Source organism: Pseudomonas sp. URMO17WK12:I9 (assembly GCF_900230165.1).
Lineage (GTDB): Bacteria > Pseudomonadota > Gammaproteobacteria > Pseudomonadales > Pseudomonadaceae > Aquipseudomonas > Aquipseudomonas fulva.
Genome location: NZ_OCMQ01000005.1, coordinates 234,868 through 249,866, shown reverse-complemented (window position 1 = coordinate 249,866; position 14,999 = coordinate 234,868). Strand labels below are relative to the sequence as shown.

Annotated in this window: 15 protein-coding genes; 6 read left to right on the top strand and 9 right to left on the bottom strand. The window is 63.7% G+C overall.

Annotated elements, in window-relative coordinates; translation table 11 throughout:
- Positions 1–78 precede the first annotated feature (78 nt).
- The 5 genes from CRP40_RS13120 to tkt all read right to left on the bottom strand — a co-directional run bounded on the left by CRP40_RS13120 (position 79) and on the right by tkt (position 5,151).
- The gene (locus CRP40_RS13120; protein WP_027914010.1) at positions 79–408 is read right to left on the bottom strand and encodes an MliC family protein; all 330 of its coding nucleotides are present in this window, start codon (positions 406–408) and stop codon (positions 79–81) included.
- Between the two features lie 74 nt (positions 409–482).
- Positions 483–734 carry a hypothetical protein gene (locus CRP40_RS13115; RefSeq protein ID WP_027914011.1) on the bottom strand — a complete coding sequence of 84 codons (252 nt, stop codon included), beginning with the start codon at positions 732–734 and terminating at the stop codon, positions 483–485.
- Entirely contained in the window at positions 734–1,897 is a 1,164-nt protein-coding gene (locus CRP40_RS13110) for a phosphoglycerate kinase (protein ID WP_027914012.1), read from the bottom strand. The genes CRP40_RS13115 and CRP40_RS13110 overlap by 1 nt, the downstream gene beginning before the upstream one ends.
- A 12-nt stretch (positions 1,898–1,909) precedes the next feature.
- A complete protein-coding gene (gene epd / locus CRP40_RS13105) occupies positions 1,910–2,971 on the bottom strand; it encodes an erythrose-4-phosphate dehydrogenase (protein ID WP_027914013.1) in 1,062 nt (353 codons plus the stop codon).
- A 182-nt stretch (positions 2,972–3,153) separates the two neighbouring features.
- Positions 3,154–5,151 carry a transketolase gene (gene tkt / locus CRP40_RS13100; protein ID WP_027914014.1) on the bottom strand — a complete coding sequence of 666 codons (1,998 nt, stop codon included), beginning with the start codon at positions 5,149–5,151 and terminating at the stop codon, positions 3,154–3,156.
- Between the two features lie 228 nt (positions 5,152–5,379).
- Here tkt and CRP40_RS13095 point away from each other — a divergent pair, with 228 nt between their 5' ends.
- The 4 genes from CRP40_RS13095 to CRP40_RS13080 all read left to right on the top strand — a co-directional run bounded on the left by CRP40_RS13095 (position 5,380) and on the right by CRP40_RS13080 (position 9,953).
- Positions 5,380–6,372, top strand: coding sequence for a metalloregulator ArsR/SmtB family transcription factor (locus CRP40_RS13095; protein WP_027914015.1), 993 nt, complete (start codon positions 5,380–5,382; stop codon positions 6,370–6,372).
- A gap of 18 nt (positions 6,373–6,390) precedes the next feature.
- Entirely contained in the window at positions 6,391–7,581 is a 1,191-nt protein-coding gene (gene metK, locus CRP40_RS13090; RefSeq protein WP_023532964.1) for a methionine adenosyltransferase, read from the top strand.
- A 143-nt stretch (positions 7,582–7,724) separates the two neighbouring features.
- Positions 7,725–9,422, top strand: a complete 1,698-nt coding sequence (ligB, locus tag CRP40_RS13085) for an NAD-dependent DNA ligase LigB (RefSeq protein ID WP_027914016.1) — start codon at positions 7,725–7,727, stop codon at positions 9,420–9,422.
- Positions 9,423–9,560: 138 nt separating this feature from the next.
- Positions 9,561–9,953 (top strand): DUF1090 domain-containing protein, encoded by a 393-nt coding sequence (locus tag CRP40_RS13080; protein ID WP_027914017.1) that lies wholly within the window; start codon positions 9,561–9,563, stop codon positions 9,951–9,953.
- A 49-nt stretch (positions 9,954–10,002) separates the two neighbouring features.
- On the opposite strand, the gene CRP40_RS13075 is transcribed toward CRP40_RS13080, so the two are convergent.
- Positions 10,003–10,461: a cytochrome c gene (locus tag CRP40_RS13075; protein ID WP_027914018.1), complete on the bottom strand. Its 459-nt coding sequence runs from the start codon at positions 10,459–10,461 to the stop codon at positions 10,003–10,005.
- A gap of 118 nt (positions 10,462–10,579) precedes the next feature.
- On the opposite strand from CRP40_RS13075, the gene CRP40_RS13070 reads away from it, so the two are divergent.
- The gene (locus CRP40_RS13070) at positions 10,580–11,731 is read left to right on the top strand and encodes a murein transglycosylase A (RefSeq protein ID WP_027914019.1); all 1,152 of its coding nucleotides are present in this window, start codon (positions 10,580–10,582) and stop codon (positions 11,729–11,731) included.
- 27 nt (positions 11,732–11,758) lie between these two features.
- Here CRP40_RS13070 and CRP40_RS13065 read toward each other — a convergent pair whose 3' ends face one another.
- Complete coding sequence (locus tag CRP40_RS13065; protein ID WP_023533046.1) at positions 11,759–12,145, bottom strand: MAPEG family protein; 387 nt, start codon at positions 12,143–12,145, stop codon at positions 11,759–11,761.
- A 27-nt stretch (positions 12,146–12,172) separates the two neighbouring features.
- On the bottom strand, positions 12,173–13,006 hold the full coding sequence (locus CRP40_RS13060) for a DMT family transporter (protein ID WP_027914020.1): 834 nt from the start codon (positions 13,004–13,006) through the stop codon (positions 12,173–12,175).
- A gap of 242 nt (positions 13,007–13,248) precedes the next feature.
- On the opposite strand from CRP40_RS13060, the gene CRP40_RS13055 reads away from it, so the two are divergent.
- Positions 13,249–14,484, top strand: a complete 1,236-nt coding sequence (locus CRP40_RS13055) for a sodium:proton antiporter (protein WP_027914021.1) — start codon at positions 13,249–13,251, stop codon at positions 14,482–14,484.
- A 35-nt stretch (positions 14,485–14,519) separates the two neighbouring features.
- Here the strand turns inward: CRP40_RS13055 and CRP40_RS13050 are convergent, their stop codons facing one another.
- Positions 14,520–14,921, bottom strand: a complete 402-nt coding sequence (locus CRP40_RS13050; RefSeq protein WP_023533000.1) for a hotdog domain-containing protein — start codon at positions 14,919–14,921, stop codon at positions 14,520–14,522.
- Between the last annotated feature and the right edge of the window lie 78 nt (positions 14,922–14,999).

Here is a 14,999-nt window from a genome sequence, read left to right as displayed (position 1 = left end):
AGCGTCGTTGTTTCGTGCAAGCCTGCCGCAGGGGCAGTTGCTGTTCAAGTAGTGTGGGCCACCTAGCGGCCCGGCCAGTCACGGTGCCTTGCAGCCCCGCCCTATCAGATCGTTGGTCGCCACCCAGTACACCAGGCCCTCTTCGCCCTTGGTGTGAAACGCCAGCATGCCGTCGCTGTACAGCGCGCCGGAGGCGCCGGGCTCGGCCTTGAGCCGGTACACCTGGTCGCCGCCGCCAAGGCGTACGTCAACCTGGTCACGCTGGGGGTCGGCAAACCGCCACAGCACTTCGGCCTGGGTGTCGCAGACCCACCGGGTCCAGTTGTCCGCCGGCGCGGTCTGCGCCGGTTGCAGCAGTGAACATCCTGCCAGTGTCGCCAGGGCCATTACGGCCAAGAGCGCTTTCATTCAGTTACCTCGATGGGCAGCACACGGCCCTTCTCCAAGACCACAAACCGGCCTGCAGGTTGCCAGCGGCCCGATCAAGGGCAGCCGGGCGCCTTGCGCTGGTGCTCTTCGTCGTACTTTTCCAGCCCTTCCGGGCCTACGCGCTTGCTGATCACTGGCACGGTTTCGGCTTGCCATTCGGACTGATAGCAACCGCCCTTGGGCGGTTGCGCCGGGTCGTCCTGGGCATCCGGGCTGCCGGCGCAGGCGCTCAGCAGCCCGACCAGCAGCAACACAGGCAACTGCTTGGCCATCAGGCCACTCCTTTTGCCAGGCGCCGTGTTCATCAGGCTTTGGCCCGCTCTTCGAGCATGGCCACCGCTGGCAGAACCTTGCCTTCGACGAACTCGAGGAAGGCGCCGCCACCGGTAGAAATGTAGGAGATATCCTGGCTGACGCCATATTTGTCGATGGCTGCCAGGGTATCACCGCCACCGGCGATGGAGAACGCGGCGCTGTCGGCGATTGCCTTGGCCAGCACCTGGGTGCCATTGCCGAACTGATCGAACTCGAATACACCAACCGGGCCATTCCACAGGATGGTCTTGGAGGACTTGAGCAAGTCGGCGAACTGGGCGGCGGTCTGCGGACCGATGTCCAGGATCATGTCGTCGGCCGCAACATCGGCAATGGCCTTGACGGTCGCTTCGGCGTCTTCGGCGAAGGCCTTGGCAACCACCACATCGACAGGCAGCGGCACGCTGACCTTGGCGGCAATGGCCTTGGCCGTTTCGACCAGATCGGGCTCGTACAGCGACTTACCGACCGGGTGCCCGGCAGCCGCCAGGAAGGTGTTGGCGATGCCGCCACCGACGATCAGCTGATCGCATACCGAGCTCAGGCTGTTGAGCACGTCCAGCTTGGTGGACACCTTGGAGCCGGCGACGATGGCGGCCATTGGCTTGGCCGGGGCCTTCAGCGCCTTGCCCAGGGCATCCAGCTCAGCTGCCAGCAACGGGCCAGCCGCCGCGACCTTGGCGAACTTGGCAACGCCGTGGGTGGAACCCTCGGCGCGGTGAGCCGTGCCGAAGGCGTCCATCACGAACACATCGCACAGCGCCGCGTACTGCTGGGCCAGCTCATCGGCGTTCTTCTTCTCGCCCTTGTTGAAGCGCACGTTCTCGAACAGCACCAGCTCGCCTGCCTTGACCTCGACGCCACCCAGGTAGTCACCCACCAGCGGCACGTCGCGGCCCAGCGCCTTGCTCAGGTACTTGGCAACCGGCTCAAGGCTGTTCTCGGCAGAGAATTCACCTTCGGTGGGGCGGCCCAGGTGCGAGCAGACCATCACCGCCGCACCCTTCTCCAGGGCCAGCTTGATGGTCGGCAGCGCTGCCTGGATGCGCGCATCGCTGGTCACCACACCGTCCTTGACAGGCACGTTCAGGTCTTCGCGAATCAGTACGCGCTTACCTTGCAGGTCGAGGTCGGTCATCTTCAACACGGTCATGAATGCGGTCCTTCAGGGCTGTTTGTTGCGGGTTGGGTGGACGACGTGCAGAAAATGTCCGGCAACGTCGAGCATACGGTTTGCAAACCCCCATTCGTTGTCGAACCAGGCCAGCAGGTTGACCAGGCGCGGGCCTGATACACGGGTCTGGCTGGCATCGACGATGGCCGAATGCGGGTCGTGGTTGAAATCACAACTGGCGTGGGGCAGCTCGGTGTAGGCCAGCAGCCCCTTGAGCGGCCCGGTCAGCGCCGCCTCGCGCAGTACCCTGTTGACCTCGGCTGCGGTGGTGTCGCGAGCGGTCTGCAAGGTGATGTCCAGGCACGAGACGTTGACCGTCGGCACGCGTACCGCTTTGGCCTGGATTCGCCCGGCAAGTTCCGGGAGCAGACGCTCGATGCCGCGCGCAAGGCCGGTGGACACCGGAATCACCGACTGGAACGCCGAACGGGTACGGCGCAGGTCTTCATGGTGATAGGCGTCGATCACTGGCTGGTCGTTCATGGCCGAGTGAATGGTGGTGATCTGTACATAGTCGATGCCAAATGCCTGATCCAGCACCCGCAGCAGCGGTACACCGCAGTTGGTGGTGCACGAAGCATTGGAGACCAGCCGCTCAGTGCCGGTCAGGCAGTGCTGGTTGATGCCGTACACCACCGTGGCATCGACGTCAGCCTCGCTGGCCATGGGCTGGGAGAACAGCACCCTTGGCGCACCGGCCTCGAGAAAGCGCTGGCCATCGGCACGGGTGTTGTAGGCGCCGGAACACTCCAGGACCAGGTCCACGTCCAGGGCCGCCCAGTCGATGCCTTCGGGCGTGGCGCTGCGCATCACCTTCACGCAATCGCCATTGATGTGCAGGCAATCGCCATCGACCTTGACCTCGCCGGGAAAGCGCCCATGGGTGGAGTCGAAGCGGGTGAGGTATTCCAGGCTGGCCTGGTCGGCCAAGTCGTTGAGTGCGACGATCTCGAAATCGGCCCTGCTGCCCCGCTCGAACAGCGCGCGCAGAACACAGCGGCCGATACGGCCATAACCGTTGAGTGCAACTTTATAGGGACGCAAGTGGGACATTCGTTGACTCGCTAAGCGTGATGGCTTCGAGGCCGCATGGCGGCCTATCGCGGCACAAGGCCGCTTCCACAGGTACTACGCCGTGGCTGGCGACAGTACCTGTGGAAGCGGCCTCATGGCGCGATGGAGGGCGACGCCCTCCCCTCGCACGACCAGGAGGGCATCCTGCCCTCCCTGATACATCAGTCTTCCAGCAGCTCTTCGGCGGTACCGAGGATGTTCTCCAGGGTGAAGCCGAATTCTTCGAACAGTGCCGAGGCCGGCGCCGACTCACCGTAGGTGGTCATGCCGATGACGCGGCCTTCGAGGCCGACGTACTTGTACCAGAAGTCGGCATGTGCCGCTTCGATGGCGATACGGGCACTGACTTCCAGTGGCAGCACCGACTGCTTGTAGGCAGCATCCTGGGCATCGAACACGCTGGTCGATGGCATGGACACCACGCGTACATTGCGGCCTTGCTCGGTCAGCTTGTCGTAGGCCTGAACGGCCAGGCCCACTTCGGAGCCGGTGGCGATCAGGATCAGCTCAGGCTCGCCAGCGCAATCCTTGAGCACGTAGCCGCCACGGCTGATGGCAGCGAGCTGCTGCGCATCGCGGGCCTGGTGCTGCAGGTTCTGGCGCGAGAAGATCAGCGCCGATGGACCATCCTTGCGCTCCAGAGCGTTCTTCCAGGCCACGGCCGACTCCACGGCATCCGCCGGGCGCCAGGTGTCCAGGTTCGGCGTGGTGCGCAGGCTGGTCAGCTGCTCGATCGGCTGGTGGGTCGGACCGTCTTCGCCCAGGCCAATGGAGTCGTGGGTGTAGACATGGATCACGCGCTGCTTCATCAGCGCCGACATGCGCACGGCGTTGCGGGCGTATTCCATGAACATCAGGAACGTCGCGCCGTAAGGCACCAGGCCGCCGTGCAGTGCCACGCCGTTCATGATGGCGGTCATGCCGAATTCACGCACGCCGTAGAACACGTAGTTGCCGCTGGCATCGCCAGCTTCCAAGCCCTTGCAGCCCTTCCACAGGGTCAGGTTGGAACCGGCCAGGTCCGCCGAACCGCCGAGGAACTCGGGCAACATCGGGCCATAGGCGTTCAGGGCATTCTGGCTGGCCTTGCGGCTGGCGATGGTTTCGCCCTTGGCCGCCACTTCCTCGATGTAGGCCTGGGCCTTTTCGCTGAAATCGGCAGGCAGGTCACCGGCCATGCGGCGCTTGAACTCTGCGGCCAGCTCCGGGTGCGCCTGAGCGTAGGCGTCGAAACGCTGGTTCCACTCGGCTTCAGCCTTGGCACCGGCTTGCTTGGCGTCCCACTCGGCATAGATGTCGGCGGGGATTTCGAACGGACCGTGGTTCCAGCCCAGTGCCTGACGGGTCAGGGCAATTTCGTCGTTGCCCAGCGGCGCGCCGTGGGACTCTTCCTTGCCCTGCTTGTTCGGCGAGCCGAAACCGATGGTGGTCTTGCAGCAGATCAGGGTCGGACGGTCGCTCTTGCGGGCGGTCTCGATGGCCGTCTTGATCTCTTCGGCGTCGTGGCCGTTGACGTTGCGGATCACCTGCCAGTTGTAGGCTTCGAAGCGCGCCGGGGTGTTGTCGGTGAACCAGCCATGCACTTCACCGTCGATGGAAATGCCGTTGTCGTCGTAGAAGGCAACCAGCTTGTTCAGCCCCAGGGTACCGGCCAGCGAGGCCACTTCGTGAGAAATGCCTTCCATCATGCAGCCATCGCCCAGGAACACATAGGTGTTGTGGTCGACGATGGTGTGGCCGTCACGGTTGAACTGGGCCGCCATGACTTTTTCGGCCAGGGCGAAGCCCACGGCGTTGGCGATGCCTTGGCCGAGCGGGCCGGTGGTGGTCTCGACGCCAGGGGTGTAACCGTGCTCCGGGTGGCCAGGGGTGCGGCTGTGCAGTTGACGGAAGCCCTTGAGGTCGTCGATCGACAGGTCGTAGCCGGTCAGGTGAAGCAGCGAATAGATGAGCATCGAGCCGTGGCCGTTGGACAGCACGAAGCGGTCGCGATCGGGAAATGCCGGGTTGCTCGGGTTGTGCTTGAGGTAGTCGCGCCAAAGAACCTCGGCGATATCCGCCATGCCCATGGGGGCACCGGGGTGGCCGCTGTTGGCCTTTTGCACGGCATCCATGCTAAGGGCACGAATGGCGTTGGCACGTTCACGACGGCTGGGCATCGCTGATCTCCTGGGGGCTTGAATAGGTGGTGATACGAAAAAGGCGTCCATTTTCGCCCACTGGGGCGCTTGGGGCAAACATTTAAGCAGCAAGCGGCGTGCATTGGTCCGATCATCGACCGCAATGGCAACACAAGGGTAATGGCTAATGGGCAACGGACCTGCAATATCAAAACTTTTTGATATAGGCCTTGCTAGGGCAACGATGCCTGTCTAGACTCCCGCACCATGAACCTTCGTGCGCAAGCGATACCGGAACAACGCGAGGCACTGGCCGCCCTGTGCAAGGCCAGTGGCGACGAGTTGCGCCTGAATGTGCTGCGCGCCCTGGCCAACGATTCCTTCGGCGTGTTGGAGCTGGCGCAGATCTTCGACATCGGCCAGTCGGGCATGAGCCACCACCTCAAGGTACTGGCCCAGGCCGACCTGGTAGCCACCCGTCGGGAAGGCAACGCCATTTTCTATCGCCGCGCCCTGCCCGACAGCTTGCGCTTGGGCGGACGCTTGCACGCCGCGCTGCTCGACGAGGTCGATGACCTGGCCTTGCCCGCCGAGGTGCAAGGCCGCATCGCCCAGGTGCAGCAGCGCCGCGCGGCAACCAGCCAGGACTTCTTCCTGCGCGTGGAAGAGCGCTTTCGCGCCCAGCAGGACCTGATCGCAGGCTTGCCGCAATATCGCGAGAGCCTGCTGGCGCTGCTCGACAAGCTGCATTTCGACCCAAGCGCCAGCGCGCTTGAGGTCGGCCCCGGCGATGGCGGGTTCCTTCCGGACCTGGCCCGGCGTTTTGCGCAGGTTACCGCGCTTGACAACAGCCCGACCATGCTCGAACTCGCCCGCCAGGTCTGTCAGCGCGAAGGGCTGGACAACGTGAACCTGCAGTTGGCCGATGCACTGGGTGCAACGGATGTGGTCGCCGACTGCGTTGTGCTGAACATGGTCCTGCATCATTTCAGCGATCCGGCCCTGGCGTTGTGCCAGCTGGCCAAACGGGTGAAGGCAGGCGGCAGCCTGTTGATCACCGAATTGTGCAGCCATGACCAGGGGTGGGCGCGGGAAGCCTGCGGCGACCTGTGGCTCGGCTTCGAACAGGACGACTTGGCCCGCTGGGCCAACGCGGCAGGCCTGTCCCACGGGGATAGCCTGTACGTAGGCCTGCGTAACGGTTTCCAGATCCAGGTCCGCCATTTCCAGCGGACGGCTGGCGACATACACCATCGGTAAATTTCAGGAACCTTCGAGATGAGCGAATACTCCCTTTTCACCTCCGAGTCCGTGTCCGAAGGGCATCCGGACAAAATCGCCGACCAGATTTCGGACGCCGTGCTGGACGCGATCATCGCCCAGGACAAGTACGCCCGCGTCGCCTGTGAAACGCTGGTCAAGACCGGCGTGGCGATCATTGCCGGCGAGGTGAGCACCTCGGCCTGGGTCGACCTCGAGGACCTGGTACGCAAGGTCATCATCGACATCGGCTACAACAGCTCCGACGTCGGCTTTGACGGTGCCACCTGCGCCGTGATGAACATCATCGGCAAGCAGTCGGTGGACATTGCCCAAGGCGTCGACCGTTCCAAGCCAGAAGACCAAGGCGCCGGTGACCAGGGCCTGATGTTCGGCTACGCCAGCAACGAGACCGAAGTGCTGATGCCAGCGCCGATCTGCTTCTCGCATCGCCTGGTCGAGCGTCAGGCCGAAGCACGCAAGTCCGGCCTGCTGCCCTGGCTGCGCCCGGATGCCAAATCGCAGGTCACCTGCCGTTACGAAGGTGGCAAGGTCGTGGGTATCGATGCGGTGGTGCTGTCCACCCAGCATAACCCCGAGGTGTCGCAGAAAGACCTGCAGGAAGCGGTCATGGAGCTGATCGTCAAGCACACGCTGCCTGCCGAACTGCTGCACAAAGGTACCCAGTACCACATCAACCCGACGGGCAACTTCATCATCGGCGGCCCGGTCGGTGACTGCGGCCTGACCGGTCGCAAAATCATCGTCGACTCCTACGGTGGCATGGCCCGCCACGGCGGCGGCGCGTTCTCGGGCAAGGACCCGTCCAAGGTCGACCGTTCCGCCGCCTATGCCGGCCGCTACGTGGCCAAGAACATCGTCGCCGCCGGCCTGGCCGAGCGCTGCGAGATCCAGGTCTCGTATGCCATCGGCGTGGCCCAACCGACCTCCATCTCGATCAATACCTTCGGCACTGGCAAGGTGTCGGACGAGAAGATCATCCAGCTGGTGCGCGAGTGCTTCGATCTGCGTCCATACGCCATTACGACCATGCTCGACCTGCTGCACCCGATGTACCAGGAAACCGCTGCTTACGGCCACTTCGGTCGCACCCCGCAGCAGAAAACCGTGGGTGACGACACCTTCACCACCTTCACTTGGGAACGCACTGACCGCGCTGAAGCGCTGCGTGACGCTGCCGGCCTGTAATTTCCTACAGCGCTGAGCGAAAGCCCCTGCCGAGCAATCGGTAGGGGCTTTTTTGTGACATATCGCCTGACAAACCGCCCGAGGCGAACACCGTGAAAACCCCATAGGCTCGGCACACTTCAAGCCACGCAAGGAAGCGGGCCATGCCAATCGTATTGCTGCTGATCATGGTGGTGTTGCACCTGCCGCCGACCTGGGCCAACCCGTGCCCGGACTGGACACCGGCACGCTCACACGCACAGATCGCCCAACTGAGCGCAACGCTCGCCCATTGGGACGAACGTTATCACCGTGACGGCGTGGCACTGGTGGCCGATGAGCTGTATGACCAGAGCCGCGATCACCTGGCCATGTTGCAGCGCTGCGTTGGCCTTGCGACCGAGGCCTCGCCGCTGGCCAGGGCGGGCGGTCCGGTCGTCCATCCCGTGCCGCACACCGGCGTGCAGAAGCTGGCCGACTTCCAGCGGGTTGCCGGCTGGATGACTGGCAAGACCGACCTGTGGGTACAGCCAAAGGTCGATGGCGTGGCGGTGTCACTGATCTACCGCCAGGGCCGGCTGACCCAGTTGATCAGCCGAGGCGACGGGGTCCGGGGGCACGATTGGAGCCGCCATATCCCACAACTCGAAGGGATTGTCCGGCAGCTGCCCCGCCCGCTCGATCTGTCGCTGCAAGGCGAGCTCTACTTGCGCCTTGAAGGCCACATACAGGCAAGCGCAGGGGGCCTCAATGCCCGTGGCACGGTCGCCGGCCTGCTCGCTCGCCACCAGATCGACGAGGAACAAGGCGCCCGCCTCGGTCTGTTCGTCTGGGAGTGGCCCAAGGGGCCTGAACAGCAAACCGAGCGCCTGTCGCAGCTGGCCCAATTGGGCTTTGCGGACAGTCAGCGCTACAGCGTTGCGATAAACACCCCCGAAGAAGCTGCGCGGTGGCGGGACCACTGGTTCGGCACGCCGCTACCCTTCGCCAGCGATGGGGTGATCCTGCGCCAGGGCGAACGCCCGCCTGCCCAACGCTGGCAGGCCAAGGCGCCGTACTGGATCGCAGCCTGGAAATACCCCTACGCACAAAAATTGGCGCAGGTGCGCGAGGTGCGCTTCCAAATCGGACGCACAGGTAAGGTCACCCCCATCGTTCACGTCGAGCCGGTGACCCTCGATGATCGACGCGTGACCCGTGTCAGCCTGGGCTCGCTGTCACGCTGGCAGGCATTGGACGTTCGTCCAGGCGACCAGATAGCCATCAGCCTGGCAGGGCTGACCATCCCCCGTTTCGACCAGATCGTGCATTACTCGGTCGAGCGCCAGCCAGTCACTGCACCGGCAGTCGACCAATACCATGCCCACAGCTGCTGGCGTGCCGGAGAAGGCTGTAATGAGCAGTTCATCGCTCGCCTCAGCTGGCTGGCCGGCAAACAAGGCCTGGCCCTGCCAGGAACGGGCCCAGGCACCTGGCGACGGCTGGTCGAGGCAGGCCTGGTTTCGACGATGACCGACTGGCTGGAGCTCGATGCCGGGCGCCTGCAACAGGTGCCAGGCATCAGCACCCTGAGGGCAGCCCAGTTGCTGGCCGCCTTCGAACAGGCCCGCTTGCGTCCATTCACACAATGGGTTCGCGGTATCGGGACACCTATCGGCAAGGGGGTGGCGCTGCCCGGTGACTGGCCGACGGTGGTTGCCCAGACGCGTGGGCAGTGGCAAGCCCAGCCTGGCATCGGCTCGAAACGGGCGGACGAACTTGCGCGATTCTTCGCCAGCGCCGAGGTGCAAGCCATTGGGTCACATCTGGCCGGGCAAGGTGTAGACGGGTTCTCGGAGCAGCCGCTCAGGCCTGAGCAATGATTATTTACCAAAAAAACTGTAGGAAAATCCGGAGATTTAGCGGCCCAGTCTTATCAAGGGTTCCTAAATGGCCAAAACCAAGGCAGGATTTCCATCCAGAATTTTTCTCGTTGCCCTGCCCCGTCCAGGAGGCTTTTCATGAAACGCTTTTCTTCCCTTTTTCTGCTCGCGGCCTTGGGCCTGGGCGCAGGCGCTGCACAGGCAGCCGCGCCCGATGCCGGCCTGACCGGTTGCGATGCCAAGCGCAGCGCGATCGAGAACCAGCTCAAGATCGCCCGTGAGCACGGCAATGCCGCGCAGGCGGCCGGGCTGGAGGAGGCCTTGCGTGGCGTGGCCAATTGCACCGAGGCCAGCCTGCGCAAAGAGCGTGAGCAGAAGGTGCTCGATGCGCGCCATGAGGTGGCCCAGCGGGAGAAGGACCTGAAAAAGGCCGAGAAGAAAGGCGACGCCGAAAAAATCAACAAGCGCAAGGACAAGCTCGCCGAGTCCCGCAAGGAACTGCAGGACGCGGTAGACGACCTTGACCGCTGAGGCCAGCGCCTGAGGCGGCGCACGGGCCAGCCGCCGCCTGCCGCGTCATTCAATGGTTACGAAATTCGCTGTGGCACGCCCGGCATGCGTTTTCGACCTTGTCCATGGGTGCCTTCAACTGCGCAGCGTCCAGCGACGGCTGGCGGGTCGCTTGCACCAGCGCTCCGGTAGCTGCCTCCAGCTGCCGGGCCAGGTCTTGAAAGCGCGCCTGCCGTTGCCACACCTCGGGGCGCGCCGCGCTGCCTTCGCCCTCGGGTACCTGCGCAAAGTGCTGCCAGGGTTGGTGAGACAGCGTATCCAGGGTGTCCGCCCCTTGGGCGAAGCGACCGGCGTCGAACGGCAGTCGACCACGCAACATGCCGCCCAGGTCCTCGCTTGTCTTGAGCATGTCCTTGAAGATGGCCTTGCGCTTGCCCAGTGGCGAGTTGGGGTCAACGCCCCCGCAACCTGTCAGGCCACTACCCAAGGTCAATGCTGCAAGCACAACAACGCCCAACCGCTTAAACATCTCGCCTACCCATGCCTGGAAAAAGGGCCGGCCAGTATCGCTGCCAATGGGCGAAAGACCAATAGCCACATAAAAAACAAGGGTGAACCGCGTGTTCGTCCATGACAGGAATACACCGATGAAACATGCCTTGCGCCACCTGGCCTGGACACTCCCGCTACTGGCCTTGCTGGCCGGCTGCGACAACGACCAGACGGCAAAGCCCGAGCCCCACGCCATCGCAACCTACGCGCCTGGTACTTGGAAAGACCTGCCCACGGTCAGCGACGAAGACCTGCTCGCCGGTTTCTATGCCTGGCGCAGCGGCTGCGAAAAGCTCAAGCGCGACCCGGTCTGGGCGGCCACCTGTGAAGCCGCTGGGAGCCAGCCGGCAAGCGCTGCACAGGTGCGCACCTTTCTCGAGCAGAACCTGGAGGTCTATGGCCTGCGTTCGGCTGACAACAGTGCCAACGGCTTGATCACCGGCTATTACGAACCTGTCTACCCCGGCAGCCTGACCCCCTCTGCCACCTATGATGTGGCGGTCTACGGCCCTCCCGAAGACATGATCACGGTGGACCTGGCCAGCGTGTACCCCGAACTCAAGGGCAAGCGCCTGCGTGGTCGCCTCGAAGGCCGCGTGCTCAAGCCCTACGACACTGCTGAGGTCATCAACCGCAACGGCGCCAAGGCCCCGGTACTGGCCTGGCTGACCGACCCGATGGACTTGCAGTTCCTGCAGATCCAGGGCTCTGGTCGCGTCCAATTGGAGGACGGGCGCCAGCTGCGCCTGGGTTACGCTGACCAGAACGGTCATCCGTATCGTCCGATTGGCCGCTGGCTGGTCGAGCAAGGGCAGCTGAAAAAAGAAGACGTGAGCATGGGCGCCATTCATGCGTGGGCCCAGTCCAACCCTTCACGGGTTCCCGAATTGCTGGCCAGCAACCCCAGCTACGTGTTCTTCAGCACGCGCCCCGACAGCAATGAAGGGCCACGTGGCTCGCTCAACGTTCCACTGACGGCGGGCTACAGCGTGGCTATCGACCGCAAGGTCATCCCGCTTGGCAGCCTGCTGTGGCTATCGACCACCCGACCGGACGGCAGCCCCGTTGTGCGCCCGGTCGCGGCCCAGGACACTGGGGGCGCTATCGCAGGCGAGGTTCGCGCCGACCTGTTCTGGGGGACCGGCCAGGCAGCCGGAGACCTGGCCGGGAACATGAAGCAGCAGGGCCAGATCTGGATGCTGTGGCCCAAGGGCCAACCGCTGCCTGAAGTGCCCAAGGTCCCGTGACGGGGGCCTCGGCACCGGGCGATGCGGTCAGGCCGAGACCACGAAGAACGCCACGATGATCGCAAGGCCAGCGAACCAGACCAGCGAGCGCAGTGCCGCCCAGTCGGCGAGGTAGCAGATGATGTAGAGCAGCCGACTGGTGATGTACATCACACCCAGCACATCCTGGGTCACCTGTTCGGCGTTGCCGACGATGTCTGCCACCAGCACAGCGGCGGCGAATGCCGGAAAGGCTTCGTAACCGTTCTGCTGGGCTGAGTGCGCGCGGCGCGGCAGCCCCGACAGGGTATCGAGGAAGGCGCGCGGGTCATGGTTGTGCTTCAAGCCGAACCGGCCGCTCGCCAGCTTGGCGATCAGCGCACAGAGCGGCGGCAGGATCAGCGCGATCAGGATGCACCACAGGGCAACGGTCATGGACAGGGTTCCTCGTTTGTCAGTCGGTCAGAGCTTCATTACCAGCATACCTGCCAGTACCAGCCCGCAAGCTAGGAGTCTTGGCCCGCCGAAAGGTTCTTTGAGGTAGCGCATCCCCAGCAACACCACAAGGATCACGCTCAGCTCGCGCAGCGCCGCTGCCTCGGCCACCGACCCCAGGTGCATCGCCCAGAGCACCAGGGCATAACTGAACAGCACGCACAGGCCGACGGCAAGGCCCAGCCGCCACTGGGTTTTCCAGAACAGCACGAACGGTGCCCGTCGCGCCACTGCGGCCCGCGCGGGGAATTGCCAGGCACTGAGCAGCGTCAGCCACACCAAGTAGTCCCATGGCTTGCCCCATTCGCGCACGGCCTGACCGTCGAACCAGGTATAGCACCCGATGCACAGCCCGATCAGGGCCACCACCGGCAACATCGACCACGGCAGCCGGTCTCCGCCACCGCCCTGCCACAACAGGCAGGCCATGCCACAGGGAATCAGCAGAATGCCGATGATCTGCTGCTGGCTCAGGGGTTCTCCGGCAAACGCCAGGGTCAGCGCCAGTACGACCAGAGGCGACAGCCCACGCATCAGCGGGTAGACCAGGCCCAGGTCACCCACGCGATACGCCTTGATCAGCAGCCAGCGGTACAGCTGCTCGGCAAACGCCGAAGCCAGCAACCAGGGCCAGATACCGGCAGGCGGGATGTCCACGAAAGCCACCGCAGGCATCACCAGGGCCAGGGCCACCGTGTCCATGCTGGCAATGACCAGCAGGCGCTCGCCGCTGAATTTGATCAGGGTGTTCCAGGTCGCATGAAGCAAGGCAGCGATCAGCACCAGAGACGTGGCCAACACGCGGTGGGTCCTCAAGGGGTTACCGGACGCAGACTATAAGCCCTGGCCAGGTGAGCGCGTCAATCACGAAGCGGCCTCGCCACCCCCTGTTACAGCCCGCCCACCGCCTTTGGCAGGGCGCTAATGGGAACGATTAATGCAAAATCGGTCAAACCCTGTGCCCCGAACCCCTCGTCAGGTCATCAAAGAGCTGCCCGAGTCATTCGGGTGACGACTTGGAAGCCACTGTTACAGGAATCGGGATGCTTGAATTAGTTGCCGCGTTTATCTGCCTTACCACCCTTCTCACCTATGTGAACTACCGATTCATCGGCCTGCCACCTGCGATCGGCGTGATGGTCACGGCCTTGCTGTTCTCGCTCATGCTTCAGGCATTGAGCCTGATCGGCTTTCCTGGCCTGGAAGCCCGCGTCGAAGCGCTGATGAACCAGATCGACTTCAATGACCTGCTGATGCACTGGATGCTGGCGTTCCTGCTGTTCGCCGGTGCCTTGCACGTGAACTTGTCCGACCTGCGCAGCTACCGCTGGCCCATCGGCCTGCTGGCGACCGTGGGCGTGCTGATCGCCACCGTGGTCATCGGCTACCTGTCGCACTGGGTGTTCGCGATGTTCGGCTGGCAGGTGCCGCTGATCTACTGCCTGCTGTTCGGCGCGCTCATCTCGCCGACCGACCCGATTGCGGTGTTGGGCGCCCTGCGTACGGCCAATGCTCCTAAACCCCTGAAGACCACCATCGTCGGCGAGTCGCTGTTCAACGACGGTACTGCCGTTGTGGTCTTCACCGTGCTGCTGGGCATCATCCAGCTCGGTGAAACCCCGAGCATCGCCGACACGGCGCTGCTGTTCGTTCGCGAGGCCATCGGTGGCGTGCTGTTTGGCGGTGTGATCGGCTACGCCACCTACCGCATGATCAAGAGTGTGGAGCAATACCAGGTCGAGGTCATGCTGACCCTGGCGCTGGTGATCGGTGGCTCGGCGATGTGCTATGAGTTGCACGTCTCGGCCCCTATCGCGATGGTGGTGGCGGGCCTGATCATCGGCAACCTGGGGCGCAACCTGGCGATGAACGACATGACCCGTCGCTACATGGACGGTTTCTGGGAGTTGATCGACGATATGCTCAACGCGCTGCTGTTCGCGTTGATCGGCCTGGAGCTGCTGTTGCTGCCTTTCAACTGGCTGCACATGGCCGCCGGCAGTGTATTGGCGCTGGCCGTGCTGCTCTCGCGCCTGCTGACCGTGGCGCCGGCCATCGTGTTGCTGCGGCGTTGGCGCCCGGTGCCCAAGGGCACGGTGCGGGTGCTGACCTGGGGTGGCCTGCGTGGTGGAGTATCGGTAGCCCTGGCGCTGTCGTTGCCTTTGGGTGAAGAGCGTGACCTGCTGCTGTCGATCACCTACATCGTGGTGCTGTCCTCGATCCTGGTGCAGGGCCTGAGCATCGGCAAGGTGGTACGCAGGGTCAGCGTACAACCCTGAAAGAAGCGGGGCTGCACCCTGCAGCCCCCAGACCGTCACTCCACGGCGGAGTCGGGGAACTGGTCCTGCACGTACTTGATTTCGGTACGCCCGTGGGGCGCAGGCAGCCCGTCCTCGCCCAGGTTCACGAAGACCATGCGTTCGACGGTCAGGATGCTCTTGCGCGTGATCTTGTTGCGCACTTCGCAGCGCAGCGTGATCGAGGTGCGGCCGAACTCGGTGGCGGTGATGCCCAGTTCGATGATGTCGCCCTTGCGCGAGGCACTGACGAAATTGATTTCGGACATGTACTTGGTCACCACGCGCTGGTTACCCAGCTGCACGATGGCATAGATGGCCGCTTCCTCGTCGATCCAGCGCAGCAGGCTGCCACCGAACAGCGTGCCGTTGGGGTTGAGGTCTTCGGGTTTAACCCATTTGCGGGTGTGGAAGTTCATCGGGACTCCTGAGCATCCTGGCTTGCGTAAAACGATGATGGCAGAGCGGCCAGCGCCGCTCCACCCAACATCGACTAT